Below are 24,507 nucleotides of genomic sequence, written 5' to 3'. Positions count from 1 at the left end.
AGAAACCCTCCAGGATAGAACCATGACCCAACGCCTGTTTTTTACCGATGACGCACTGACCGCAGAGGTCGAGGTTCTGCGCTGTACGCCCCACGAAGACGGCTTTGCAGTGGTCCTCAATGCCACGCCCTTCCACCCTCAGGGCGGCGGGCAGCCATCTGATACTGGCTGGATTGCAGACAGTGAAGTGGTGAAAGTACTGCAAGAACAGGACGCCATCGTGCATTACCTCAAACAGCCGGTTTTGCCAGGCCCGACACGGGCAGAAGTTGACGCGACACGCCGCCATCTAAATGCGCGCCTGCACTCGGCCGGGCACTTGATTGGCGTGCTGGGTGAGCAGGCAGGCTGGATTCCCGCCAAGGCCCACCACTGGCCGGGCGAATGCCGGGTAAGCTTCACCCCCGGCGATAATCCGCAAGTGCTGGAGCCCGAAACCATCGAACAGCATCTTGAGCAATGGATCAGAGCCGACTTGCCAAGGCACATGCAGCACGACTCCGGGCAACGGGTTATCCGCTTTGGCGACTTGCCGGGTTATCCCTGTGGCGGCACCCATGTCCGCTCATTGGCCGCGTTACATGCCGTCAGCGTGCTGTCGGTTGGCCAGAAAAAGGGCGTGCTGTCCGTGCGCTATGAGGTCAAATAAGCCTGGCCCGATGACGTTGTACAAAACGCTCCACGTAATCGTCCGCGGGGCTCAGCAGGATTTCCTGCGGCGTCCCCACCTGAATCAGCTGCCCGTCCTTGAGCATGGCGATGCGATTACCAATACGCAGCGCTTCATCCAGGTCGTGGGTGATAAAAACAATGGTTTTTTCCAGGGTTCGCTGTAGCTCCAGCAGCTGATCCTGCATTTCTGCACGGATTAACGGGTCCAGCGCGCTGAAGGCTTCATCCATCAGAATAATGTCGGTGTCAGTCGCCAGAGCCCGCGCCAGCCCTACTCGCTGGCGCATGCCTCCCGACAGTTGCTGCACGTAAGCCTGTTCATAGCCCTGCAGCCCTACCATCGATATCCAGTGCCGCGCCCGCTCATTGCACTGACCTTTACTCTCGCCGCGCACCTTGAGGCCGTAGGCCACGTTTTCCAGCACGTTGCGATGGGGCAGCAAGCCAAAGCCCTGAAACACCATGCTGATTTTGTGCCGTCGAAACTGGCGCAAGGCAGGCATGTCGTAATCCAGGATGTTTTCACCATCCACCAGGATCTGGCCGCTGGTGGGGTCGATCAGACGGTTGAGGTGGCGCACCAGCGTCGACTTGCCCGAGCCGGACAACCCCATGATGACGAACACCTCACCCGCGCGAATCGACAAGGACAGATCATTGACCCCCACCACACAACCGGTTTGCGCCAGTACCTGTTCCTTTTTCAGGCCCTCCCGCAGCAGGGTCATGACTTCTTTTTCGCGGCTGCCAAACACCTTGAAAACGTTGCGTACTTCGATCTTGTCGAGGGCCACCGAGGTCATTTTTGCTCCCCGTGCCGAGTCCGGCCATAGGCCTGGGTGATCCGGTCGATAACCACGGCCAGAATCACAATCGCCAGCCCCGCTTCAAGGCCTTTGCCGACGTTGAGTGTCTGAATGCCCACCAGCACATCCTCACCCAGCCCCCGGGCACCGATCATTGAGGCGATGACTACCATCGACAGCGCCATCATGGTGGTCTGGTTAATCCCGGCCATGATGCTGGGCATGGCCAGCGGCAATTGCACACCGAACAGTTGCTGCCATGGATTGGCACCAAAAGCGTTGATCGCTTCCATCACTTCCCGGTCAACCTGGCGCAAGCCCAGATCAGTCAGACGGATCAGTGGCGGCACGGCATAGATCACCGTGGCAAAGATCGCCGGAACCTTGCCCAGGCCGAACAGCATCAGCACCGGAATCAGGTACACAAAACTGGGCATGGTTTGCATGATGTCCAGCAACGGCATCATCACCGCACGCAAGCGATTGCTGCGGGCCGCCAGAATCCCCAGCGGAATCCCCAGCAACACCGAAATAACCGTGGCCACCATCATCAATGCCAGGGTTTGCATGAGTTTGTCCCACAGGCCGACCGCCCCCACTAAAAACAACAGGCCGACAATCAACAGGGTACTGAGGATTTTACGTGTGGCGTGCCAGCCTATGGCACCGACAATGGCCAGCATCAACCACCAGGGTGTCAGGCGCAGCAGGGTTTCGAGGTTGATAATGGCCCAAAGCAAAGTGTCGGAGATGTGCCGGAACACATCCCCGTAATTGCTCACCAGTGCATCAACTCCATCATTGACCCAACCGGCGATGGAAAACGTCAAATTTTCAGGGAACATGCCGTGCTCTTGCTTGATTGAAAGCGTTAATCGGCTTTGAGGGCCGCATCGACCTTGGCCGCGGCATCGGGGGTGACCCAGGCATGCCAGATCTGCGGCTGTTCACGTAAAAAGGCTTCTGCCGCCTTGCGTGGCTCGGTACGTTTTTCGCTCATCCGGGCCAGGGTGGTGTTCAACAGGTCGATAGGGAAATCGACTTTTTCATAGAACTCCACTAACTGCGGGTATTGAGCTTTAAAGGGGGCCGATACGCCAATGGCCAGTTTTGCCGGTAATGAGCTCGTACCTTTGGGGTTGGGGTTGCTGGCATCAGCCAGGGTTTTCCAGGCCTCGGCATCAAACGCCGGTTCTTCCAGCTTGATCAGCTTATAGCGCCCGATCAGCGGGGTTGGCGACCAGTAGTAAAACAACACGGGCTTGCCACGGCGAATCGAAGAACTGACTTCTGCGTCCAGCGCAGCGCCCGAGCCGGTGCGGAAATTTACAAAATCCTTGTCCAGGCCATAAGCCTTGAGCTTTTGACTGTTTACAATTTCAGAGGTCCAGCCGGTCGGACTATTGAGAAAACGCCCGCGGCTCGGGTCTTCCTGATCGCGGAATACTTCTTTATAGCGCGCCAGATCCTTTACCGACTTCAAGTCGGGGGCCACGGCCTTGATGCCTTTTTCAGGGTCGCCCTTGACCACGTACTCCGGCACCCACCAACCCTCACTGGCGTTTTTGACGATGTCACCCAGACCGAACACCTTGCCTTCAGCCTCGGCCTTGACCCACACCGGGCTGCGCCCTGCCCATTCTTCGCCAATCACCTGGATGTCATTTTTGGCCAGCGCCGCTTCGAGGCTGACGGTACTGCCGGGCAAGGTATCCGTCGCAACGCCGTAGCCTTTTTCGGTAATTAAACGCAGTACTTCAGTGATCAGGCTGCCGCTTTCCCAAGTGATATCACCGAAGTGCACGGGTGCAGCTGCAGGCGCGGCCAATACCGGTTGCGTTGCGATCCCCAGTGCCAGCAGCGTGCCGCCGAGCCATTGTTTAAGGTTGTTCATAGCGAGTCTCTTGTTATGAAGGGGCTTTGTTTCGGCAGTGCAGCGTCGCTTATCAAGCAGCGGCCAAGGGCAAGGCTCATGTAATCGCTGACAGAGCGCCGGGAAATACCCAACTGCGCCGCTATTTCTGGATACGTAAGACCATTGACCCTTGAGAGCAGAAAAGTGTTCCGAACCTTTTGCGGCAAACCGTCGAGCAGCGCGTCAATCATCTGCAAGGCTTGATGAGCCTGGGCCAGCGCCTCGGGTGATGGCGAACAAAGCGCAAGTTCATGCTGCATCTTCATCAGATACGCCTGCTCCACGTCTCGGCGGCGCCAGCGCTGGTAAATCAAGCGTCGGGCAATGGTGGTCAAAAGGGCACGGGGTTCGCGGATCGACATCCCCTGCCCGACGCTCAAAAGCTGGGTAAAGGTTTCGGCCGCAATGTCTTCAGCGTAGCTGCTGGAACCGGGGTAGCGGCGCAAACGCGCCTGCAGCCAGCCATGATGGGTGCGATAAAGCAGTCCCACATAGTCTCGGTGAGAGGTGTCGGCGCCGGACATAAAGGCTCCAAAAGAAGTAAAAACGGTATGTCCGGTGATCCGGTGCGGCGATCCTATCAAAGGCCTTTATTCAATTTAAATACTAAAAACACATTTAGTTATTCGTTATTTGACTAAAAAACATCTAAGCCAGTACTGCATACCCACATTCGGTGGCGACTCGCTGAAGATCGAGCACAGGTTGATAATCCACTTCGCTGACCGGCAATACTTCCTGCACACCCAATACAGCCCTGACCTGCGGCAATTGCTGCAAAGCCTGATTCATTGCCCGGCGAATCTGCTCTGCACCACCGCGCCCGGTGCCGAGCGCGGTGATGTAAGGCAAGGTGGGGCTGTTTTCGGTACGTGCCACAGTGCGTAAGCCCGCGACCTCTGCTGGGGCGTAACGGGCCAGACAGTCAAAGGTGACACTGTCGATGCAAGCCAGGTCAGCCCATCCTTCACGCACATGGCGCAGGCTTTGTTGATGGGCACCGCTGATGGCCACGCTGGCAAAGAATCGTCCACCCTGCTGCAACGGCGCCAGACGGTGACGAAACAGGTTCATGCCGCTGTTGGAGTGCAGGTCGTTGATCACCCCGCGACTGCCCTTGAAGTCAGCCAGATCGGTACGCGGGTCGGTGGCGCGGCTGACGATCAAACTGCAGTGGTTGCCCGCGCTGCTGTCATTCAGTTCATAGCGCGGGCGACCCACCAGCTGCACCTGACCGCGCAACAGGGTCATCAGCGGGTAACCACAGGTCTGGGTCAGCAACAGATCCGGGGACCTGAACAACTCAAGCAACTCCAGCCCCCGGCCATCACGACGAGGTACATCCAGTAGCTCCACAATTCGAGTCAGCCACTGCTCACTGGCAACCTTCACCGGTTGCGGCGCAACGTACATCACGAGTTCTGCATAACGTCCCGGCATCGGGTGCTCCCTGTGGGTTCAATTGAACGGGTGCTGCGGGCTATCAATCGGCTGCAGGCCGTGACCACGAATCAATTCGCCATACCCCCGTACCAGAAAGCCGCCACTGCGCTGTTGCCATTGGGCACGCCGCGCCTGATAGATTGCGGGCAAGTAGAACCATGGCACACCAGGCAGATCATGGTGCACCAGATGCAGGTTCAGATTCAGGAACAGCCAGGTCCAGGGCCAGCCCGCTTCGTTAAGCACCGTGCGCTGCTCGGGACGTACAGCGGGCCGATGTTCATAAAAGGAGCGAATGGCGCCCACCGACAGCGCCGGCACGCTGACAAAAAATACATACTGGCAAACTGTCACTTCACTGTAGCGGGCAATAAAAGCAAACATCAGCAGCGTCAGACAACCGTGGGTCAGCCACATGCGCCAGGCTCGGGCATCACCACTGAGCAAGCGCTGCAGTTCTTGTCCAGCCAGGCCGGCCAACGACAGAGGCGCCCCCAGCAGCAGTCGTCCCAGCACGGTTTTGTTCAACCAGTGCACGCCGCGCAGCATTTCAGAGCTGCCTTGCCAGCGCGCCTGGCTCAAATAGCGGCTTTCCGGATCAACCCCCGGCACAGTCAGGTCATGGTCGCGGTGATGCAACAAATGGCTGTCGCGGTACAGGGTGTATGGATACCACACGGCAAAAGGGGCATAGCCCAGCAGCTTGTTGAACCACTCAAAGCGGGTGGGATGACCGTGCAGCAACTCGTGCTGCAGCGACATCCACAACACTACAACCGGAATCAGTAATCCGCTGGCCCACCAACTGCCGAGCAGCAAGGCAAACCATGCGCCGGGCACGGCAATCAACAATAACCATGTGGGCCATTGGGTCCGGCCGGTGAATGTGCGGGACAAGGCCAGGATGTCCCGGCGCTGGGCGCTATCGAAATAATGCGACATCTGCGGAACTCAACACAGGTTTGAATCCATCTGTGGCGCGAGTCGTACTTTTCTTGCAGATCGTTTGGTTATGGGCTTAGAGCGTTTGGCGGGGGTACCGGTGGGATTAAAACGCTGAAACGCAAAAAGCAGCCCTAAGGCTGCTTTCTGGTGTTTTTTGCAACTGCGTAGCTCCAAAAAACAAAATTTGGAGCGGGAAACGAGACTCGAACTCGCGACCCCGACCTTGGCAAGGTCGTGCTCTACCAACTGAGCTATTCCCGCAATAATGGCGTCCCCTAGGGGACTCGAACCCCTGTTACCGCCGTGAAAGGGCGGTGTCCTAGGCCACTAGACGAAGGGGACGTTGCCCGAAACGTACACTGTACATTTCAGTGTCAGCCGCATTAACCGCAGTTAACGCTCTGACTTTTCACTCAACCTTGTCGAAACAAAGTTGCTGGGTGAAGCAAAAAAAAACAGCCAATGGCTGATTTTTCATGTTTCCTGGACTATGCGTAGCTCCAAAAAACAAAATTTGGAGCGGGAAACGAGACTCGAACTCGCGACCCCGACCTTGGCAAGGTCGTGCTCTACCAACTGAGCTATTCCCGCAATAATGGCGTCCCCTAGGGGACTCGAACCCCTGTTACCGCCGTGAAAGGGCGGTGTCCTAGGCCACTAGACGAAGGGGACGTTGCCCGAAACATACACTGTATATTTCAGTGCCAACCGCATTTACCGAAGTTAATGCTTTGGCTTTCACTCAACCCCGCCCGAGAGCGTGATTGCTTAAAAATGGAGCGGGAAACGAGACTCGAACTCGCGACCCCGACCTTGGCAAGGTCGTGCTCTACCAACTGAGCTATTCCCGCAATGGCGTCCCCTAGGGGACTCGAACCCCTGTTACCGCCGTGAAAGGGCGGTGTCCTAGGCCACTAGACGAAGGGGACACGCTACAACTTCACTGGTTACATGCGTTTGGCTGTTCGCTTTACGCTGCAATTGGCGCGCATTCTAGGGATGGATTGGGAAGTCGTCAACCCCATTCTTAAAATATATTGAAATCAATGACTTCCCTCTCCTTTAGGCTTTTTCATGCGCAGTATGTCGCCGAACTCCTGACGTCTATATTCCGTCATCTCCCAAGGCGTTATGATTGACAGCATTAGGTGATGGCAATTTGTACCTATCGATTCCCAGCTTCTTTTTATAGAGCCGGCAGACCACCCTGAAGAGGTTCTAACGTTGACTCCTTCCATGATCGCCCTGCTTGTCATAGGCGGGATCGCACTTCTGATCGCCATCGGTTACATGAACCATGTGGTGGAAAACAAAAACCTGGAAAAAGCCCGCCTCAAGGTCGAGCTCAACGACCGCATCCGTCGCCTGAGTGAAGTGAACGAAACGTTTCCAGGGCAAATGATGTCCCCTGCCCTGAAACTTCTACTGACTCGGCTCGAGCTCAACGCCACCCAGCGACTGTTACTCCTGAACAAATCCAGTGCTGCATTGAAAGCCCGGGTTGCCGAGCTCAATGCCCTGCTCGCGCAAGGCGAGTCGATACCGGTCAACAACCCTCCGCGCCCGATTCTCACCGAAGCCAAAGCCAAGGATGTGCGTTTCCAGCTAGAAACACTGCACGGCCAGATCACCCGCGCCACCAAGGATCGAGTGCTGGCGACCAACGAAGCCAAGCAGTGGCTCAAAGAAATCCGTCACCTGCTGGTGATCTTGCATATCGAATTTTTCAACAACCTTGGCCAGCTGGCCCTGCAGCAGAATCAGCCGGGCCAGGCGCGCCTGGCCTTTGAGCGTGGCGTGCAATACCTGCGTAAACAGCCTGACGCGCAGTACAGCGCCCAGCTCAAGGCGTTTGAAGCTCAGCTGGCCCGCGCCAACGCAATGTTGCAGAACGGGCTTGAGCCGTCCACGGACGAGGTCAATGAACTGACCGAGGGACTCAGAACAGATGAGACCGACGGCGACTGGAAGAAAAAAGCCATTTACGACTGAAGGCCGACGCGCCCTGCATAGCAAAACCCGGCAGGCGCCGGGTTTGGTTATTCAGGCACAGCGTTTTAAATCAGGGCGCAATCACTCGACTGCCAGAACCCCTGCAGATTGCGTATCAAGCCTCAGGCCAGAGTGCGCGAATCCCGGCAACACCTTGCGCACCAATCGCCCATGCCTGTTGAAGATCATCCGGCCCCAGGCCGCCCAGCAAAAATACCGGCTTGCTGAAGCCGGCAACCAGTTGCTGAGCCTGCTCCCAACCCAAAGGTTGCGCATCAGGGTGGGTCTGAGTGGGCAGAACCGGTGACAGGGTCACGAAATCCACATCCATTTGCTCAGCCAACGCCAACTCTTCTGCGTTGTGACATGAGGCTGCCAGCCAGCGATCTTTCGCCAGAGGCCGCCCCTTGGACGCGTACTTACGCAGTTGCGCAGCAGTTAAATGCCAGCCCGCCGAAGGAAAGTCACCCAGCCACTCCAGTGGCCCCTTGAGCATCAGTTGCGCCTTGCCCGCACACAACCCCGTAGCATCTACAGCCAGATCACGGTACTTGGGGTCATAACCATTGGGGGCTCGCAGCTGAACCAGTTTGATGCCGCCAGCAATGGCCTTCTTCAGCCCCCGTAGCAGTTCCGGCGTTTCCAGCCCGTCCGGAGTAATCAGGTACTGATCAGACAAACGGGCAGCGGCCACGATCGGCTCGTTAGCCGCCGGAAACTGGTAATCAGCCAATTCGCGCGCAGAGACCCAGGCCACTGGCTGGCCTTCTACCCCATGTGGCTCACCTGCAAAGGCCGAGACTTCCCAGACATCCAGCAAGACCTGTTTGTCAGGGTAATCATGCTGCACCTTGATCAAGGGTCGAGCCGATTCAACCCTGATCCCCAACTCTTCTTGCAGTTCACGACCCAGAGCAGCCTCAACCGACTCACCAGCCTCAACCTTGCCGCCAGGAAACTCCCAAAGCCCGCCTTGATGCTGGGAATCTGCACGACGTGCGATCAGGATTTTACCGTCTGTACCTCGAATAACGGCCGCAGCCACATGAACTCGTTTCACCCTTGTACTTCCTCTAATCCGGCCTGTTGCCAGGCTTTGAACGCGGGCCATTGGTAAATGGCTTCAACATAGGCGGCATCTTCAGCCGACAGAGCTACACGATAGGTATGAAGACGGACTGCCACCGGTGCGAAAAAAGCGTCCACCAGGCTCGGAGGCCCGAACAGATACGGCCCGCTTTCGATTGCCAGTGCGCGGCACTCTGCCCACAACGCACTGATTCTTTCGATATCGGCCCGAGCTTCGGCAGGCATGGACGCCAACGCCTGATCGTGGCTCAAATCAAAGGGCAAGTTTGCCCGCAAGCCAAAAAAGCCGCTGTGCATTTGCGCACATGCCGATCGGGCCTGGGCCCGCGCGGCGATATCTGCCGGCCACAATTGAGCAGCCGGGAATTGCTCATTCAGGTATTCGGCAATTGCCAGAGAATCGGCAATGGTGCCGTGTTCGGTCTGCAACAAGGGTACTTTGCCCGTTGCCGAGTACTGCAGGATCAAAGCCCGGGTATCGGGCTGACCCAGCTTGATCATCTGTTCGCTATACGAAACACCTGCAAGTTCCAGCGCCAGAGCGGCACGCAAGGACCAGGATGAGTACAACTTGTCGCCAATGATCAGATGCAAGCTCATGGTGGGCCGTCCTTTTGACGAATACAGGGTACTTGTTGCAGAACCGGATTTAAGTGCGGTATTCGGCGTTGATTTTCACGTACTCGTGGGACAGGTCAGTGGTCCAGATGGTTTCACTGCACACACCGCGGCCCAGTTCGATACGAATGGTGATTTCTTCCCGGGCCATCACTGCCGAGCCCTGCTCTTCGGTATAACTGACCGAACGCGCACCACCGCTGGCGATACATACTTCACCCAGGTACACATCGATTTTGCTCACGTCCAGATCAGGTACGCCAGCACGGCCTACAGCGGCCAGGATGCGACCCCAGTTCGGATCAGATGCAAAGAGTGCCGTTTTGATCAGTGGCGAATGGGCAACGGTGTAACCCACGTCCAGGCATTCCTGATGGTTAGCGCCGCCATTCACTTCAACAGTGACGAACTTGGTTGCACCCTCACCGTCACGCACAATGGCTTGCGCCACTTCCATGCAGACCTCTAACACTGCCTGCTTCAGGGCAGCGAACAGCGGGCCGTTGGCTTCGGTGATCTCAGGCAGGTCGGCTTTGCCGGTAGCAATCAACATGCAGCAATCGTTGGTCGACGTATCACCATCGATGGTGATGCGGTTGAACGACTTGTTGGCACCGTCAAGCAGCAGGTTTTGCAACACTTCACGGGAAACCTTGGCGTCGGTCGCGATGTAACCGAGCATGGTGGCCATGTTGGGACGAATCATCCCCGCGCCTTTGCTGATACCGGTCACGGTGATGGTTACACCCTCGTGCTCGAACTGGCGGCTGGCACCTTTGGGCAAAGTGTCAGTAGTCATGATACCGGTGGCCGCTTGTGCCCAGTTGTCCTCGGAAAGGTCGTCCAGCGCGGCTTGCATTGCGCCTTCGATTTTCTCGACCGGCAGCGGCTCACCGATTACCCCCGTGGAATACGGCAGAACCGAATTGGCATCAACCCCTGCCAGTTCAGCGAGCTTGTCGCAGGTACGGGCAGCCGCGATCAGACCCGGGGTACCGGTGCCCGCATTGGCATTGCCGGTGTTGGTCAGCAGGTAGCGGATCGCGCCCTGAAAACGTTGCTTGGCCAGGATCACCGGCGCAGCGCAAAACGCATTCAAAGTGAATACGCCCGCAACGCTGGAGCCTTCGGCGCAGCGCATTACCACGACATCCTTGCGCCCCACACGCTTGATACCGGCAGAAGCAATACCCAGTTCAAAACCGGCAACCGGGTGCAAAGTAGGCAAAGGACCAAGACCAACAGCCATGACGCGCTCCTAAATAAGTTCTGTGCGCCGCCGCGAAAGCACGCAAATTCAATGGTAAAACGCCGCGACGGCTAATGCCGGTCGCGGCGCAGGTACTTCAGCAGTTGGAACGGGTTTTAATTGATTTGCCCGTGGCAATGCTTGTATTTCTTGCCCGAGCCGCAGTAGCACAGCTCATTGCGACCCAGCTTCGGCTCATTACGAACAGGCTCGGTAGCCGGTACGACGTCTTCAACATCGGCCCCCTGCAGCACTTCAGCCAGCGCTTCGGGCTGATCAAGGCCCGGTGCTTCGGCATGCTGGAACTGCATGCGCGAAGCCAGGTCTTCCGCTTCCTGACGCAGACGAGCCTCTTCTGCTTCCGGGTCTTCGCGACGAACCTGTACATGGGACAGCACACGGATCGAATCGCGCTTGATCGAATCAAGCAGCTCGGAGAACAGGTTGAACGACTCGCGTTTGTACTCCTGCTTCGGGTTCTTCTGCGCATAGCCGCGCAAATGGATGCCGTGGCGCAGGTGATCCATGGTCGACAGGTGGTCTTTCCACAAGTCATCCAGTACACGCAGCACAATTTGTTTCTCGAAGGTGCGCAGCGCTTCCGGGCTCGCCTGCTCTTCTTTCTCGTTATAAGCCGCCAGCAACTCGTTCAGCAGCTTCTCACGCAGGGTTTCTTCGTACAGGTGGTCGTCTTCATCGAGCCATTGCTGGATCGGCAGCTTCACCCCGAAACCGGTTTCGATAGCCGACTCCAGACCTTTGACGTCCCACTGCTCCGGCAACGACTGCGGTGGAATATGCGCGCTGACAGTGCTTTCAAGAACGTCCTTGCGGAAGTCGGCGATGGTTTCACCGATATTGTCCGCAGCAAGCAACGTGTTACGCATGTGATAAATCACTTTACGCTGTTCGTTGTTGACGTCATCGAACTCCAGCAATTGCTTGCGGATGTCGAAGTTGCGGCCCTCAACCTTGCGCTGCGCCTTTTCGATCGCGTTGGTCACCATACGGTGCTCAATCGCTTCGCCGGACTGCATGCCCAGGGCCTTCATGAAGTTCTTCACCCGGTCAGAGGCGAAGATGCGCATCAGGCTGTCTTCAAGGGACAGGTAGAAACGGCTGGAACCCGCATCACCCTGACGACCGGCACGACCGCGCAATTGGTTGTCGATACGGCGCGACTCATGACGCTCGGAAGCGATCACATGCAGGCCGCCCGATTCCAGCACTTGCTGGTGACGTTTTTGCCAGTCGGCCTTGATCTGTGCGATCTGCTCCGGAGTCGGGTTCTCAAGGGAAGCCACTTCCACTTCCCAGTTGCCGCCCAACAGGATGTCAGTACCACGACCGGCCATGTTGGTAGCGATGGTCAGTGCCCCAGGACTACCGGCCTGGGCAATGATTTCAGCTTCTTTTTCGTGGAACTTGGCGTTCAGAACCTTGTGCTCGATACCTTCCTGCTTCAACAGGTTGGACATGTGCTCGGAGGTTTCGATGGTGGCCGTACCTACCAGCACCGGACGGCCCTTGGCCATGCAGTCCTTGATGTCAGCCACAATCGCCGCGTACTTCTCGTCAGCGGTGAGGAACACCAGGTCGTTGAAGTCTTTACGTGCCAGGGGCTTGTTCGGCGGAATGACCATCACCGACAGACCGTAGATCTGGTGGAATTCGAACGCTTCGGTATCAGCCGTACCGGTCATGCCGGACAGCTTGTTGTACAGACGGAAGTAGTTCTGGAAGGTGGTCGATGCCAGGGTCTGGCTTTCAGCCTGAATGTTCAGGCCCTCTTTGGCCTCGATAGCCTGGTGCAAGCCTTCGGACAGACGACGGCCCGGCATGGTACGGCCGGTGTGTTCGTCGACCAGCAATACCTGACCGTCTTCAACAATGTATTCAACGTTGCGGTTGAACAGCTTGTGGGCGCGCAATGCGGCATAGACGTGGGTCAGCAGGCCCAGATTGTGTGCGGAGTACAGGCTCTCGCCCTCTGCCAGCAGACCGATCTGGGTCAGCATGTCTTCAACGAACTGGTGACCGGCTTCGTTCAACTCAACCTGACGGGTCTTTTCATCGATAGTGAAATGACCGGCTTTGGTCACTTCGCCCTCGACTTCCTCGACATGCAACTCAAGGCGCGGGATCAGCTTGTTGATTTCGGTGTACAGCTTGGAGCTGTCTTCGGCCTGGCCGGAGATGATCAGCGGAGTACGGGCTTCGTCGATCAGGATCGAGTCGACTTCGTCGATTACGGCAAAATTGAGCTCGCGCTGGAATTTCTCTTCCATGCTGAAAGCCATGTTGTCGCGCAGGTAATCGAAACCGAATTCGTTGTTGGTGCCGTAAGTGATGTCGGCAGCATAGGCTTCACGCTTTTCCTGAGGCGGCTGGAACGGCGTGACAACACCGACCGTCAGGCCCAGGAATTCATAGAGCGGACGCATCCAGTTGGCATCTCGACGAGCCAGGTAGTCGTTCACGGTTACAACGTGTACGCCCTTGTCCGACAATGCGTTGAGATAAACACCCAGGGTTGCTACAAGGGTCTTGCCTTCACCGGTGCGCATTTCTGCGATCATGCCTTCGTGCAAGGTCATGCCGCCGATCAGCTGGACATCAAAGTGGCGCATGCCCATGACCCGCTTACCCGCTTCGCGGCACACCGCAAAGGCTTCTGGCAACAACTGGTCGAGGGTCTCACCTTTGGCTATGCGGGCCTTGAACTCTTCGGTCTTGGCGCGCAATTGCTCATCGGTCAGGGCAACCATCTGCTCTTCGAAGGAATTGACGACCTGTACTGTCTTGAGCATGCGTTTGACTTCGCGCTCGTTCTTGCTTCCAAAAAGTTTCTTTAACAAAGGCGCAAACATATCGGCAGGATCTTCCACACATAGGGATGGAGGGCGGCCCCGAGAGTCGCCCGAGCAGCCCTGATGGCCGCATGCGAGCGAGCATTCTACCCGGAAACGTCGGTGAGGAAAGTGGCGTTATTCCACGATACTGGTGCAGCGTTGTGACGGGGCCTCACTAAAATAAGGGCTTTTTGCTGAACTTCAACCCATGGAGAGCAGAAGTTACTCATTGATTCCACAAATAAAGTTTTTGAAATCAGGATCATATCGAGTGAAACAGGCGGTTTCTGCTAAGATTGCGGCTCTGTTTCCTCAGGTGTCTGAACATGGCATTTCGCCCACACCCAGCACGGGCACCCTCCGTTCTGCTCCGCGAGGCCAAGCCCCTGAAGGCCATTTTTGGCCACGCCAAACGTCTGGCACACTTGCAACGCCTTCTTGAAAGCCAGCTCCAGCCGGCCGCCCGCGAACATTGCCACGTCGCTTCATGGCGTGAAGGCAGCCTGTTGCTGATTGTGACCGATGGCCACTGGGCCACTCGCCTGCGTTATCAGCAAAAGCGCCTGCAGCGCCAGTTGCAGGCATTTGACGAGTTCGCCAGCCTGACCCGGATCCTGTTTAAAGTGCAGCCACCGACGGTGCAGGCCAAAGTTGCCGGACATACGCTCGACCTTTCGGTCAATGCCGCCCAGACCATCCAGGCAACGGCCGATGGTATCAGCGACCCGGCCCTGCGCGCCGCCCTTGAGCGGCTGGCCAGTCACGCCAAGCCCAAGCCTCAGTAACCGATACGTGCGGGAGCTGGCTTGCCAGCGATGAAAATGCCCGGCCCATCAGCTGAGTCGGGCTGCTGCGCAACCCTTCCCAGCCGACGCCAGCCACTACTTGCGTTTGCTGCCACCCAGCAATGAGCCCAGCAACCCGCGAACCAACTGCCGCCCCATCTGGCCCGCCGCCTGACGCGCCATGGATTGCAATGCTTTGCCAGCCGTTGAGCCCAGGAAGTCCCCGGCCTGATCCAGAAGACCCGGTTCCTGTGGCTTGACTTGCTCCTGCGGTGCTACGCCCTTGCGGGCCAGCAACACTTCGTAGGCCGACTCCCGGTCAATCGGTTTGTCATAGCGCCCTTGCAACGGCGAACCGACAATCAAGGCCGCCCGCTCAGCCTCGGTCAGCGGGCCGATCCGCGATTGCGGCGGTGCAATCAATACTCGCTGAACCATGGCCGGCGTGCCTTTTTCTTCAAGCATGCCCACCAACGCTTCGCCGGTGCCCAACTCGGTCAGCACCGCCAGCGCATCGAAAGCCGGGTTAGGCCGAAATCCGTCGGCTACAGCCCGTAACGATCTCTGCTCTTTAGAGGTAAAAGCCCGCAGTCCATGCTGAATCCGCAAACCCAGTTGCGCGAGCACAGTGTCCGGCAAGTCCGCTGGCGATTGCGTTACAAAGTACACACCAACACCTTTGGAACGAATCAGACGTACCACTTGCTCAAGGCGGTCCTGCAATGCTTTGGGCGTCCCGGCAAACAGCAAATGGGCCTCATCGAAAAACAGCGCCAGCAAAGGCTTGTCGGCATCCCCGCGCTCCGGCAACTGTTCAAAAAGCTCCGCCAACAGCCACAACAGGAACGTGGCGTAAACCTTGGGCGCTTCATGCACCAGGCGACTGGCATCGAGCAGGTGAATCCGGCCGCGACCGTCACTGGTCGGCTGCAGAATGTCTTCCAGTTGCAGCGCCGGCTCGCCGAACAAGGCCTCGGCGCCCTGCTGTTCAAGTGTTGCCAGGCGCCGCAGCAGGGCCTGGCTGGAACCGGTGGTCATCAAAGCCGCGTCATCGCCCAGCACCTGGGGGTTGTCGCGCAGATGATTAAGCAAGGCTTTCAGGTCTTTTAGATCAAGCAGCAGCAAACCCTCGCGATCTGCCACTTTGAACGCGGCATACAGGGCCGACTGCTGGCTGTCCGTCAACTCCAGCAGACTGCCCAGTAGCAGCGGTCCCATTTCACTCAATGTTGTGCGTAATGGATGACCGGTCTTGCCTTGTATGTCCCACAACGTAACCGGATACGCCTTCGGCTGATAATCGAGCCATGGCATGCCGGCAATCCGCTCGGCAATTTTGCCCTGAGGGTTGCCGGCCGCACCCAGCCCACAAAGATCGCCCTTGATGTCAGCGGCAAATACAGCCACGCCAGCATCGCTGAACTGTTCAGCCAGGCGCTGAAGGGTCACGGTTTTACCTGTCCCCGTGGCGCCCGCCACCAGGCCATGACGGTTTGCCAGGCGCAAAGACTGGGCCACGGGCTGACCCGCAAGGTCAGCACCAAGAACAAGAGCAGATAAGTCCGGCATTTTTCCACCTTTGATTAATCTTTCGCGATCGCGAGTCGATACATCCTTAATGCTAGATCAGATAAAACCGGATTTAGCGTAGGAAACAGTACTGACAAATATAGAGCCCATTCAGGTTCTGACAGTGATTTGTCGCATGGGCATGTTTCCACAGAGTAGGCCTCAAACTTTTAGACCTTAGCGGACCCTTCAAGCCATGAATAAAAACCTGCGTTTCAGCCATAAAATCCTGCTTGCCGCGTCCCTGATCGTAATAGCCGCCTTCTCGCTATTTACGCTGTACAACGATTACCTGCAACGCAATGCCATTCGCAATGATCTGGATAACTATCTGCACGAGATGGGCAACATAACAGCCAATAACATTCAAACCTGGATGGGAGGGCGGATTCTGCTCACGGAAAATCTTGCAGAATCCATAGCCATTGCTTCAGACCCAGCGCAAGTGGCCAGCCTGCTGGAACAAAAAGCCCTGGGCAGCACCTTTATGGCAGTCTACTTTGGCGACAGCCAGGGCGACTTTACCATTCGCCCCAACAGCAAGATGCCCGAGGGCTTCGACGCCCGCACGCGGCCCTGGTACAAGGACGCGCTCAACAGCAGCAGCGCAAGCCTGACCGAACCTTATATAGATGCTGTAACCGGGCAGATGATTATCTCCATCGGTACCGCGGTGAAAAAGGCCGGGCAAACCCTGGGCGTGGTCGGCTCGGACCTGACCCTGAAAACCATCGCTGACAGTATCAACACCCTGGATTTCGATGGCATGGGCTTTGCCTTCCTGGTGAGTGCCGACGGCAAAATCCTGGTTCACCCGGACAAGGATCTGGTGTCGAAGAACCTGAAGGATATTTACCCGCAAAACACACCATCGATCAGTCCGGTTATCAGCGAAACCGAGGCCAATGGCAAAACACGGATCGTGACCTTTAGCCCGGTCAAAGGGCTGGGTTCGGTCAACTGGTATGTCGGGCTGTCTATAGATAAAGAACATGCCTTCGCAATGCTCAGCACATTTCGCACATCAGCGATCATTGCCACCAGCATTGCCCTGGTCTCGATCATCGCCCTGCTCGGCCTGTTGATTCGCCTGTTGTTGCAACCTTTGCATGTGATGACCCGCGCGATGCAAGACATCGCTGAAGGTGAAGGTGATTTGACCCGGCGCCTGGTGGTTGAATCCAACGACGAGTTCGGCACCCTGGGCAGCGCTTTCAACCGCTTTGTCGAGCGCATTCATACCTCCATGAGCGAAGTATCATCGGCTACCGAACAGGTAAACGAAGTCGCCCTGCGGGTGGTCAGTGCTTCCAACTCATCGATGCTCAACTCTGACGAACAGGCAAGCCGCACTAACAGTGTTGCAGCAGCGATCAACGAGCTGGGCGCAGCTGCCCAGGAAATCGCCCGCAACGCTGCCCTGGCCTCGCATCAAGCCAGCGACGCCCGCGGCCTGGCAGAAGAAGGTCAGCAAGTGGTCGAGCGCAGCATCGGTTCGATGCAGCAACTGTCGCAAATGCTGGGCACCTCCAGTAGCCACATCGAATCACTGAATGACAAGACAGTGAACATCGGCCAGATCCTTGAAGTGATTACCAGCATTTCCCGGCAAACCAACCTGTTGGCGCTCAATGCCGCGATTGAAGCCGCCCGTGCCGGTGAAGCCGGACGCGGCTTTGCCGTGGTCGCTGACGAGGTGCGCAACCTGGCGCACCGCACCCAGGAGTCGGCGCAGCAAGTACAAACCATGATCGAGGAGCTGCAAGTCAGCGCGCGCGCATCGGTGAGCACCATGGAGGAAAGTCAGCGCCACAGTCAGGACAGTGTGGAAATCGCCAACCGTGCAGGCGAACGTCTGGTCAGCGTCACCGAGCGCATTGGCGAAATTGACGGCATGAACCAGTCGGTCGCTACCGCCACGGAAGAGCAAACCTCGGTGGTTGAGTCGATCAATATGGACATCACCGAGATCAACACCCTGAACCAGGAGGGCGTCGAGAACCTGCAATCCACCCTGCGAGCCTGTACGGACCTTGAGCAACAGGCCGCACGCCTCAAGCAACTGGTGGGCAGTTTCCGCATCTGATCGCCCTGCACTCAACGCGTAACCCCACACTTGGCGGTTACGCGTTTTTTACCCGGCTCAATTCCTGCGAACATCTATCATCCATTAAGGTCAACCCCATGGACGATAGACATTTAAAGGGCTCAAGGCCGTGCATATTGCTGACATCACCATGTTCTATGCGCCCGCCAGTGGCGGCGTGCGCACTTATCTGGACGCCAAGCACCGACGCCTGAGCCGTTTGCCGGGCACCCGTCACAGCCTGCTGGTGCCGGGCAGCAACCGGACAGTGCACGACGGCATATACCAGGTCCCCTCCCCGGCCCTGCCATTTGGCAACGGTTTTCGGTTCCCGATCCGCCTGGCGCCCTGGTGCAACATTTTGCAAGACCTGCAACCGGACCTGATCGAAGTCGGCGACCCCTACCTCACCGCCTGGGCCGCACTCGATGCCCGGCGGCAGCTGGACGTACCGGTCATTGGCTTTTATCACTCGGATCTGCCGCTGCTGGTGCGCAACCGCATGGGCAACTGGCTGACACCCAATGTAGAAGCCTATGTCAGCCGGCTGTACCGGCATTTCGACCGGGTCCTGGCCCCGAGCCAGGTCATGGCCAACAAACTGATCGGCCTGGGGGTCGACAATGTGTTCGTGCAACCCCTGGGCGTCGACTTGCAGACATTCAATCCTCAGCACCGCGACCCCGATCTGCGTGCAGAGCTGCAGATAAGTCCTGACGCCCATTTGCTGATTTTTGCCGGGCGCGGCGCCAAGGAAAAAAATCTCCCGGTTCTGCTCGACTGCATGCGCGACTTGGGCCAGAACTGGCACCTGCTGCTGGTGGGCTCACAGATGCCATCCCTGGTGCCGGATAACGTGACAGTCATTGACGACTTCTGCCCCCCCGCTCAACTGGCCCGCCTCATGGCCAGTGCCGATGCTCTGGTACATGCCGGAGACCAGGAAACCTTTGGCCTGGTCATTCTCGAGGCCATGGCCAGCGGCATTCCGGTGGTGGCCGTTGACGCCGGGGCCTTCAGGGAAATCGTGCACGATGAGGTGGGTCTGCTGTGCCAACCGAACAACCCTGAGGCGATGGCCAACGCCGTCCGTGAGCTGTTCGCCAACAATCCGGCGCAACTTGGCCGGCAGGCCCGCCAACGGGCCGAACTGCATTACTCCTGGGATCGCGTGGTGCAGGACCTGCTGGTTCATTATCACGCATTGACCGGCACCCATCAGGCGGTACCTGTCCATGTCTGATCCGGTGGTGGCGCTGGTGCTGCACGATGTCGCCCCGCAAACCTGGGCCGATTATCAACCGTTTGTCGAAGCTGTCGATGCCATGGGCGCAATCCCGATCACCTGGCTGGTGGTTCCGGACTTTCACCATGGCGGCTCTTTGGCCGGTGCCGACCAATTGCGCAACATGCTCGACAGCCGCGTGGCCAGGGGCGACGAACTGGTACTGCATGGTTACTTCCATGCCGATGACATGCCTGCACCGCGCACCCCGCGCGATTGGTTCATGCGCCGGGTGTATACCTGGGAGGGGGAGTTCTACAAGTTGTCCGAAACCCAGGCACTGAGCCGGCTGGAGCGTGGGCTTGAAGTATTTGAGCGCTATCAATGGCCAGTCCGCGGCTTTGTTGCCCCGGCGTGGTTGATGAGCGAAGGCACACGCCTGGCCTTGCGCCAACTGCCCTTGAGTTATACCAGCGATCAACAGCACCTTTATCGTCTGCCCGATTTTTCAGCCATTGATGCGCCGGGGCTGGTCTGGAGTGCTGGCAGTGCATGGCGTCGAGGGGTGTCAAAAGTGGTGTGCGATCTGCGTGAACGCCAGTGGCAAAATGCGCCCTTGATACGACTGGGCCTGCATCCTGTGGATATGCGCCATGGATTCTCCCGCGATTACTGGCTTGAAACCCTCAAGCGTCTGATCGGCAGCGGCCGCAGGCCCGTCACCAAAAGCGCATGGCTCGACTCTTTAAGTGCGCCCACAGGCTCGTCGCCAGCATGAGTTCATCTCAGTCAGCAGCCGGTGAGAGCGTATCCGGGGGTTGATCGTCGGGAAGTTGCGGGTGTAACGCCAGCCACAAGGCCCGGGCATCTGAAAACTCTGTGCCGTCCTGCGGGCTTAACGCTTGCGGGTCGTAACGGCTTAGACAGCCCTCACCCAGGGTTGCCGGTGCCGTGGAGGTGGCTTTATCGAACGGATCGGTCATGACACAAATCCTTTGAAAGATTTTATGTTGCACTAACCCTGGCTGTAGTCGCTGCAGAGCAACGAAGGCGGCGATACAGGAGCCGGTCAGCCGGCCCCTGTAATCGATTGCGGCATCAGAACACTACGGTTTTATTGCCGTGCACCAGTACACGGTCTTCGAGGTGATAGCGCAGGCCACGGGCCAGCACCATCTTCTCGACATCACGACCGAAACGCACCATGTCTTCAATACTGTCGCTATGGCTGACGCGTACGACGTCCTGCTCTATGATGGGACCGGCGTCCAGTTCTTCGGTCACATAGTGGCAGGTTGCACCAATCAACTTTACACCGCGCATCGAAGCCTGGTGATAAGGCTTGGCCCCGACAAATGACGGCAGGAAGCTGTGGTGAATGTTGATGACCTGGCCGGCATATTCGCGACACAGATCCGGCGGCAGAATTTGCATGTAGCGCGCCAGAACCACGACCTCGGCAGCATGATGCTTAACCAGACGCGAGACCTCGGCGAAGGCCGGCTCTTTGTCTTTCGGGTCAACCGGCACATGGTAAAAAGGAATGCCGTGCCACTCGACCATGCTGCGCAAATCATTGTGGTTGGAAATCACGCACGAGATATCACAGTCCAGTTCATCGCTGTGCCAGCGGTGCAACAAATCTGCCAGACAGTGGGATTCGCGGCTGGCCATCAAGACCACGCGTTTTTTTTGTGCGGTATCGGTAATGCGCCACTCCATCGAAAACTCTTCGGCGATCGGGGCAAACGCCTCGCGAAAAGCGTCAAGTCCAAATGGCAGGGAGTCGGCACGAATCTCGTGACGCATAAAGAACCAGCCGCTTTGATCATCCGAGTGGTGGCTCGCTTCAGTGATCCAGCCATTGTGTGAGGCCAGGAAATTACTGACCTTGGCAACAATACCAACGCCGTCGGGGCAGGCGATCACCAACCGAAAAGTGCGCATCAGGGAAAAACTCCAAAACTTTACTAAGGCCGCCATTCTAGCGAGTGCGCAGCAAAACTACAGTCTTCCTTGAGGCTTATTGCGTGCGCCCCAGGGTCGCATCACCCACCTGCTACGCCTTCGGGAGCGGGGCCTTCAGGGTTTTTATTGGTGAACCAGGACATTTATTAATCTTTCTTAACATTCACCTGACAACGGCTTATTTAATAGCGCTGATATAGGAATGGGAAAATGTTAATAATTAAATTTTAAAATTAATCGAGCCTTGCATATTTACTTGCAGTAACTGTCTGACTATTATTGCATCACTGTCTCCCTGTAAACCCTTTCCAACATAAGGTTATCCTCATGTCCCTGATCAACGAATACCGTGCAACTGAAGAAGCGATCAAAGAACTGCAAGCTCGCCTGAAAAACCTGTCGGAAGACGACAAACTTCAAACCGAGCTGGAATTCGAAGGCAAACTGCGCACGCTGATGGGCGAATACCAAAAATCGCTGCGCGATATTATCGCCCTTCTGGATCCGGAAGCCAAAGTAAGCAAAGCACCACGCGGTGTTGTTAAAACCACCGGCACCAAACGTGCCCGCAAGGTTAAACAATACAAAAACCCGCATAACGGTGAAGTGATTGAAACCAAAGGTGGCAACCACAAGACCCTGAAAGAGTGGAAAGCCAAGTGGGGCGGCGACGTAGTTGAAGGCTGGGCAACTCTGCTGGACTAAGTGCCCCCTTCGCGCTGCGTTATGCACCGCTAATAAAAAACGCCAGCTTGCTGGCGTTTTTTATTGCCTGCCTTTTAGTGTCAGTCCTGCGCCTGCGAGTTCATCCCCAGACGGCGGCCAAGACCTTGCGCATAGCGCTGCCATTCACTCAACAGCTTCAGTTGGGCGGGCTTGGCACTGCGTGACAACTCCAGCGCTGCGCGGGTGAAATCATCCAGGGTCAGGGGCGCGCCCATGGCCGGGTCGGTCAAGCGCTGCCGACAGAACAATTGCCAACGCTCAAGTTCTTCCGCGCTCAAGGTATGGGGGAAGTTTCGCGCACGGTAGCGAAACAATAATTCAGGTAAACGCTCGTCATCAAAAGGCCAAGTAGTACCTGCTAATTGCTCCGGATCACTGAGCCTGACTTGCTCACACAATCGACGATCACGCTCACCGAGAAAACCGTCATACAACTGTTGCTCGGGATCGGCAGCGGGGACGAAATCTTCGCTGGCATAAATAGCCGATAACTTGTCCTGCCAAACTTGCTGAGCCTCAATAAGCGTCGCCGCACGCGCTTGATAAAGCGCCATGTCCAGTTGCAAACGCTGTTGATCCTGGGCCCGCACTACATTCAAGGGGGCCACCACCGGACAACGGTTAACATGTATCAGCTTCAGCGCAACCGGCTGCTGGCCTTCAGCCAAGTCTTCGCGCCGGGTATAGAGCATCTGGCGCAAGGACTCTGCATCCATGTCCAGTAATGGCTGAGGATCAAAATGCAGATCGTACACAATCAGTGCATTACGGTTTTTCGGATGCCAGGCCAGCGGCAATACCACCCCCGCATAATGCCTGGCCGCAGAGAAGCGCCCCGAAATATGCAGCATGGGTTGCAATAACCGAACTTGATCAAGCACCCGCTGTTTCGTGCGCAGCTTGAATAACCACTCATACAACTTGGGTTGCTTGTCACGAATCAGCCGCGCCAACGCGATGGTGGCCCTCACATCGGACAAGGCATCATGGGCCTGGCCATGATCAATCCCGTTGGCAGCCGTCAAACGCTCGAGCTTGAGGGTCACTCGCCCTTCGTCTTCAGGCCAGACAATTCCTTCCGGACGCAGGGCATACGCGGTTCGCACTACATCAATCAAATCCCAGCGACTGTTGCCGCCCTGCCACTCGCGGGCATAAGGATCGAAGAAATTGCGGTACAGGCTGTAGCGCGTGACTTCGTCATCGAAACGCAAGGAGTTGTAGCCTGCGCCACAAGTGCCGGGCAATGCCAGTTGCGCGTGGGTGCGGGTCATGAACTCGGCCTCCCCCAGACCTTTGTCTTCCAGGCGCCCGGGGGTAATACCGGTGATCAGGCAAGCCATGGGGTGAGGAAGAATATCGTCACTGGGCTGGCAATACAGATTGAGCGGCTGATCAATCTCATTGAGGTCGACATCGGTGCGGATACCGGCAACCTGCACAGCCCGATCGCAGCGCGGGTTGATGCCGGTGGTTTCATAGTCGTACCAAAAAATAGAGGTCACGGGGTGTTCCTGAGCTGTAGACCCCGTCAGTCTAGGCGCTCAAACCGGTGCAAGGCCAGACCTAAGCCGAGGCCTGTAACGGCAGGAAACTGAAATACTCGCGCAAGCTGTCGATCAGCACGAGGTATTGCGCAGGAGGCTGATACAGCATAAAACCGGAGTCGTAGCACTGTGGGCTGACGTCTTCAATGCACCACAGGCATCGTGCCGTCAGATCCACCAGCTGCAGCTCCCCGTCAGGCCCTGGCACTTGCAGCCTGAGTTCAAAATCAGCCCCCACCAGCAGCGGCAACTGGCTGATCAGCATCAGCCCACCCTCGGACACATTGCCCAGATACCCGATAGGTTTGCCTGTAAACCGGTTGAGCACGCCCAGGAAGCCTGTCAGTTGATGACGCTGGATACGGCGATCTATAACCATGGCGAATATCACTTTGAAAGGCCATTAAGCATGACCGCGCTACTGCCTGAAATGTTCCGCAGCTCGCTCTAAGGCCAACCAGCAGACATCGATACCTTCATTAATCCATAAAAAGCCCGGAATACTCTAACAGCAGCACAGCGATATCATATAGCCACCAGCCAGTTGATACTTCATCAAATGGTAGCAGGCAGTGCCGGAGTCGCCCCTGCACCGGGCCCCGGAATGAATTTAAGAATTCTCAACGTCTCGATCCTCGCCTTGGCGCGATAGGCATACTCGCTCTTCGGGAACTCATTGATGATGTATTGATAGGTCTGGGCAGCGTCCAGATAGAACTTGGTTCGTTCCAGGCATAGTCCGCGCAACATTGCAGTCTGCGGCCAGATATACGGGCGACTGCGGCTCTCGCGATCCACCTCGGACAACTCCAGCATCACCGCTTCGCAATTACCCCGGTCATAGGCACGGTAGGCACTGTTCAGGTGATGATTCATCGACCAGCGGGTACAACCGACGACACTGCCGGCCATCAATAGAATGAGCAAAAAACGCATGGGGATCTCCTGTTCTTAACACTGTATCGACCCCACGGGAAAATTCTTCAAGCTGCGGCACCACAACTTAAGTCGAAAGTAGTG

Annotated in this window: 23 protein-coding genes and 6 tRNA genes; 7 read left to right on the top strand and 22 right to left on the bottom strand. The window is 56.9% G+C overall.

Annotated features, from left to right (window positions below):
* The first annotated feature begins 22 nt into the window (after positions 1–22).
* Positions 23–649, top strand: a complete 627-nt coding sequence (locus tag EQV90_RS07475; protein WP_240877949.1) for an alanyl-tRNA editing protein — start codon at positions 23–25, stop codon at positions 647–649.
* Here the strand turns inward: EQV90_RS07475 and EQV90_RS07470 are convergent.
* The 12 genes from EQV90_RS07470 to EQV90_RS07415 all read right to left on the bottom strand — a co-directional run bounded on the left by EQV90_RS07470 (position 642) and on the right by EQV90_RS07415 (position 6,710).
* Positions 642–1,475: a glycine betaine/L-proline ABC transporter ATP-binding protein gene (locus EQV90_RS07470; protein WP_240877948.1), complete on the bottom strand. Its 834-nt coding sequence runs from the start codon at positions 1,473–1,475 to the stop codon at positions 642–644. The genes EQV90_RS07475 and EQV90_RS07470 overlap by 8 nt on opposite strands.
* A complete protein-coding gene (locus tag EQV90_RS07465; protein WP_003442571.1) occupies positions 1,472–2,323 on the bottom strand; it encodes a proline/glycine betaine ABC transporter permease in 852 nt (283 codons plus the stop codon). Before EQV90_RS07465 ends, EQV90_RS07470 begins: the two co-directional genes overlap by 4 nt.
* 26 nt (positions 2,324–2,349) lie before the next feature.
* Positions 2,350–3,372 (bottom strand): ABC transporter substrate-binding protein, encoded by a 1,023-nt coding sequence (locus EQV90_RS07460; protein WP_003442572.1) that lies wholly within the window; start codon positions 3,370–3,372, stop codon positions 2,350–2,352.
* Positions 3,369–3,917 (bottom strand): sigma-70 family RNA polymerase sigma factor, encoded by a 549-nt coding sequence (locus tag EQV90_RS07455; RefSeq protein WP_003442573.1) that lies wholly within the window; start codon positions 3,915–3,917, stop codon positions 3,369–3,371. Before EQV90_RS07455 ends, EQV90_RS07460 begins: the two co-directional genes overlap by 4 nt.
* A 124-nt stretch (positions 3,918–4,041) precedes the next feature.
* Positions 4,042–4,833: a PhnD/SsuA/transferrin family substrate-binding protein gene (locus tag EQV90_RS07450; RefSeq protein WP_161718151.1), complete on the bottom strand. Its 792-nt coding sequence runs from the start codon at positions 4,831–4,833 to the stop codon at positions 4,042–4,044.
* Between the two features lie 18 nt (positions 4,834–4,851).
* The gene (locus EQV90_RS07445) at positions 4,852–5,778 is read right to left on the bottom strand and encodes a fatty acid desaturase (RefSeq protein ID WP_240877947.1); all 927 of its coding nucleotides are present in this window, start codon (positions 5,776–5,778) and stop codon (positions 4,852–4,854) included.
* Positions 5,779–5,966: 188 nt separating this feature from the next.
* Positions 5,967–6,042, bottom strand: a tRNA-Gly gene (locus EQV90_RS07440).
* Positions 6,043–6,047: 5 nt separating this feature from the next.
* Positions 6,048–6,123, bottom strand: a tRNA-Glu gene (locus EQV90_RS07435).
* Between the two features lie 173 nt (positions 6,124–6,296).
* A tRNA-Gly gene (locus EQV90_RS07430) sits at positions 6,297–6,372 on the bottom strand.
* Positions 6,373–6,377: 5 nt separating this feature from the next.
* Positions 6,378–6,453 (bottom strand) — tRNA-Glu (locus tag EQV90_RS07425).
* A gap of 103 nt (positions 6,454–6,556) precedes the next feature.
* Positions 6,557–6,632: transfer RNA gene (locus tag EQV90_RS07420), tRNA-Gly, on the bottom strand.
* 2 nt (positions 6,633–6,634) lie between these two features.
* A tRNA-Glu gene (locus EQV90_RS07415) sits at positions 6,635–6,710 on the bottom strand.
* A gap of 307 nt (positions 6,711–7,017) precedes the next feature.
* Between EQV90_RS07415 and EQV90_RS07410 the strand changes: the two genes are divergently transcribed.
* Positions 7,018–7,773, top strand: coding sequence for a hypothetical protein (locus tag EQV90_RS07410; protein ID WP_178092365.1), 756 nt, complete (start codon positions 7,018–7,020; stop codon positions 7,771–7,773).
* Positions 7,774–7,888: 115 nt separating this feature from the next.
* On the opposite strand, the gene EQV90_RS07405 is transcribed toward EQV90_RS07410, so the two are convergent.
* From EQV90_RS07405 to secA, 4 genes are all read right to left on the bottom strand, one after another.
* Positions 7,889–8,833: a Nudix family hydrolase gene (locus EQV90_RS07405; protein ID WP_160626938.1), complete on the bottom strand. Its 945-nt coding sequence runs from the start codon at positions 8,831–8,833 to the stop codon at positions 7,889–7,891.
* Positions 8,830–9,462 (bottom strand): glutathione S-transferase, encoded by a 633-nt coding sequence (locus EQV90_RS07400; RefSeq protein ID WP_003442582.1) that lies wholly within the window; start codon positions 9,460–9,462, stop codon positions 8,830–8,832. Before EQV90_RS07400 ends, EQV90_RS07405 begins: the two co-directional genes overlap by 4 nt.
* A 49-nt stretch (positions 9,463–9,511) precedes the next feature.
* The gene (argJ, locus tag EQV90_RS07395; RefSeq protein WP_240877946.1) at positions 9,512–10,729 is read right to left on the bottom strand and encodes a bifunctional glutamate N-acetyltransferase/amino-acid acetyltransferase ArgJ; all 1,218 of its coding nucleotides are present in this window, start codon (positions 10,727–10,729) and stop codon (positions 9,512–9,514) included.
* A gap of 116 nt (positions 10,730–10,845) precedes the next feature.
* Positions 10,846–13,599 carry a preprotein translocase subunit SecA gene (secA, locus tag EQV90_RS07390; protein ID WP_240877945.1) on the bottom strand — a complete coding sequence of 918 codons (2,754 nt, stop codon included), beginning with the start codon at positions 13,597–13,599 and terminating at the stop codon, positions 10,846–10,848.
* A 308-nt stretch (positions 13,600–13,907) separates the two neighbouring features.
* Here secA and EQV90_RS07385 point away from each other — a divergent pair, with 308 nt between their 5' ends.
* Positions 13,908–14,366: a DciA family protein gene (locus tag EQV90_RS07385; protein ID WP_003442603.1), complete on the top strand. Its 459-nt coding sequence runs from the start codon at positions 13,908–13,910 to the stop codon at positions 14,364–14,366.
* A 96-nt stretch (positions 14,367–14,462) separates the two neighbouring features.
* Here EQV90_RS07385 and EQV90_RS07380 read toward each other — a convergent pair whose 3' ends face one another.
* Positions 14,463–15,935, bottom strand: coding sequence for a helicase HerA-like domain-containing protein (locus EQV90_RS07380; RefSeq protein WP_003442606.1), 1,473 nt, complete (start codon positions 15,933–15,935; stop codon positions 14,463–14,465).
* A gap of 196 nt (positions 15,936–16,131) precedes the next feature.
* Here EQV90_RS07380 and EQV90_RS07375 point away from each other — a divergent pair, with 196 nt between their 5' ends.
* The 3 genes from EQV90_RS07375 (at position 16,132) to EQV90_RS07365 (ending at position 20,024) form a co-directional block, all read left to right on the top strand.
* Positions 16,132–18,021, top strand: a complete 1,890-nt coding sequence (locus EQV90_RS07375; RefSeq protein ID WP_240877944.1) for a methyl-accepting chemotaxis protein — start codon at positions 16,132–16,134, stop codon at positions 18,019–18,021.
* Between the two features lie 130 nt (positions 18,022–18,151).
* Positions 18,152–19,264 (top strand): glycosyltransferase family 1 protein, encoded by a 1,113-nt coding sequence (locus EQV90_RS07370; RefSeq protein WP_010655776.1) that lies wholly within the window; start codon positions 18,152–18,154, stop codon positions 19,262–19,264.
* A complete protein-coding gene (locus EQV90_RS07365) occupies positions 19,257–20,024 on the top strand; it encodes a polysaccharide deacetylase family protein (protein ID WP_240877943.1) in 768 nt (255 codons plus the stop codon). The genes EQV90_RS07370 and EQV90_RS07365 overlap by 8 nt, the downstream gene beginning before the upstream one ends.
* Positions 20,025–20,031: 7 nt before the next feature.
* Here EQV90_RS07365 and EQV90_RS07360 read toward each other — a convergent pair whose 3' ends face one another.
* Complete coding sequence (locus EQV90_RS07360; RefSeq protein WP_003442618.1) at positions 20,032–20,229, bottom strand: hypothetical protein; 198 nt, start codon at positions 20,227–20,229, stop codon at positions 20,032–20,034.
* Between the two features lie 115 nt (positions 20,230–20,344).
* Positions 20,345–21,193, bottom strand: a complete 849-nt coding sequence (gene purU / locus EQV90_RS07355) for a formyltetrahydrofolate deformylase (RefSeq protein ID WP_003442621.1) — start codon at positions 21,191–21,193, stop codon at positions 20,345–20,347.
* A gap of 348 nt (positions 21,194–21,541) precedes the next feature.
* On the opposite strand from purU, the gene mvaT reads away from it, so the two are divergent.
* Entirely contained in the window at positions 21,542–21,919 is a 378-nt protein-coding gene (mvaT, locus tag EQV90_RS07350) for a histone-like nucleoid-structuring protein MvaT (protein WP_003442624.1), read from the top strand.
* Positions 21,920–21,999: 80 nt separating this feature from the next.
* Here the strand turns inward: mvaT and sbcB are convergent, their stop codons facing one another.
* The 3 genes from sbcB to EQV90_RS07335 all read right to left on the bottom strand — a co-directional run bounded on the left by sbcB (position 22,000) and on the right by EQV90_RS07335 (position 24,423).
* The gene (sbcB, locus tag EQV90_RS07345) at positions 22,000–23,445 is read right to left on the bottom strand and encodes an exodeoxyribonuclease I (protein ID WP_003442627.1); all 1,446 of its coding nucleotides are present in this window, start codon (positions 23,443–23,445) and stop codon (positions 22,000–22,002) included.
* Between the two features lie 61 nt (positions 23,446–23,506).
* Positions 23,507–23,866, bottom strand: a complete 360-nt coding sequence (locus EQV90_RS07340; protein ID WP_003442630.1) for a PilZ domain-containing protein — start codon at positions 23,864–23,866, stop codon at positions 23,507–23,509.
* Positions 23,867–24,042: 176 nt separating this feature from the next.
* Positions 24,043–24,423 (bottom strand): hypothetical protein, encoded by a 381-nt coding sequence (locus EQV90_RS07335; protein ID WP_003442634.1) that lies wholly within the window; start codon positions 24,421–24,423, stop codon positions 24,043–24,045.
* Positions 24,424–24,507: the final 84 nt, after the last annotated feature.

The organism is Pseudomonas sp. TMW22089, from assembly GCF_022496645.1.
In the GTDB taxonomy this organism is placed as follows: domain Bacteria; phylum Pseudomonadota; class Gammaproteobacteria; order Pseudomonadales; family Pseudomonadaceae; genus Aquipseudomonas; species Aquipseudomonas paraversuta.
This window is presented reverse-complemented; position numbering and strand designations above follow the sequence as displayed.